Below are 1,429 nucleotides of genomic sequence, written 5' to 3'. Positions count from 1 at the left end.
CCGCTGCGCTGCCCGCGGCAGACATAGCAGTAGAACCACGTCTTCTTGTCAGTCATTTCCATCGCGGTGGACATCCGGGCGTTCATGGTGCGCTGCGGTCCCTCGACGAGGTCCTTGCGGTAGTACAGCGTGGGGCGTTCGGTCACCACCGGGACGCTCAGCACCCTGCCCCCGGCCACGGAAGCCTCGCGCGGCGCCTTCTGGAAGTCCGCCCAGGCGAACTCCTTGTCGCCCTCGACCCGGTCGGTGAGGTCGGCGAGCCAGTCGTTGTGCGCGAAGACCAGCTGCTCCTGCAGTGCGCGCACCATCATGACGTCCACGTCGGTGCCCGATGCGTTGAGCTTGACGTTGTAGCTGCTCGACAGCTGGTCGGCGGTGAGCAGGGTCATCGAGACCCGGCGCCCGATCCGCTCCTCGAACTCCTTGGTCCGCCGCTTGATCGCCTGCGACCACACATGGTTGATCGCCATGATCCGCAACGGGCTGTCGGCCGCGGCCTTGGCGCCCTGCGGCGAACAGGCGCCCAGTGCGCCCGCGCCGGCGGCCCCCGCCGCGCCTGCGGCCAGCCTGCCGAAGGAGCGCCGGCTCAACAGCTGGCTCCTCGTGGACATCGTTGTCCTCGTCTCTGTGATGGGTGTTTCCGTGTCTGCCCTGACGGGTTTCTGCGTCTCCCGAACCACTGGTCCAACTGGTAGGACCAGTTAAGTCTGACGGGACCGTAGCAGGATGCGAACGCCCCCGAACAGCCCCTGAGGGAAAGATCCACGCAACGGAACGATCACGCCGCTCCGGTCCGCACGAAGGGCGGCTACTCCCCCGCCCGGCCGCCGCCCGCCCGCCGGACCTCCGCCTGGCCGAGGAGCGTCTCGATGTGGTTGCGCGCCATGATGTCCACCTGAACGTCGAGGTCCGCCCCGTAGGTGCGCAGGCCCAGCATGAGGTGCTCGCGCATCCGCGTGGCCGCCAGTTCCTCGTCGCGCGCCTCGACCGCCTCGAAGATCTCCGGGTGATGCGGCACTCCGGGCTCCCCGATCGAGGGGTCGGAGTTCGAGCGCAGCATCATCTCGAACATCATCCCGCTGATCGACGACAGCATGATCCGCAGTACGGGATTCTTGCTGGCCACGGCGATCGCGTCATGGAACTCCATGTCCGCCTGCGCCTTGACCACGACATCCGTGGCCGACTCCAGGGCGTCCCGCGCGCCGCGCATCACGGCGATGTCCTCGTCCGTGGCGTGCCGGGTCGCCAGGCGGACCATCTCGACCTCCAACGGAAGCCGTGCCTCGATGAGTTGACGGACCGTGGGACGCCCCGCGCGGTACAGCGCGTCGTACCCCCTGGCCTGACCCGAGCTCTGCTCGCGCACGAAGGAACCGCGCCCCGGCGCGACCTCGATCAGGTGCTGCGCCTCGAGGCGCCGCAGCAC

The 1,429-nt window shown here is 68.4% G+C and carries 1 protein-coding gene and 1 pseudogene; both read right to left on the bottom strand.

Annotated features, from left to right (window positions below; genetic code table 11):
- A pseudogene (locus ACQKIP_RS47390) lies at window positions 1-611 on the bottom strand (sugar ABC transporter substrate-binding protein); the annotation flags it as partial.
- Window positions 612-808: 197 nt separating this feature from the next.
- Window positions 809-1,429: FadR/GntR family transcriptional regulator (locus tag ACQKIP_RS47385; RefSeq protein WP_427745862.1), on the bottom strand; the 621-nt coding region annotated here is incomplete at its 5' end.

This window comes from Streptomyces sp. NPDC059900 (assembly GCF_050270335.1).
Lineage (GTDB): Bacteria > Actinomycetota > Actinomycetes > Streptomycetales > Streptomycetaceae > Streptomyces.
This window is presented reverse-complemented; position numbering and strand designations above follow the sequence as displayed.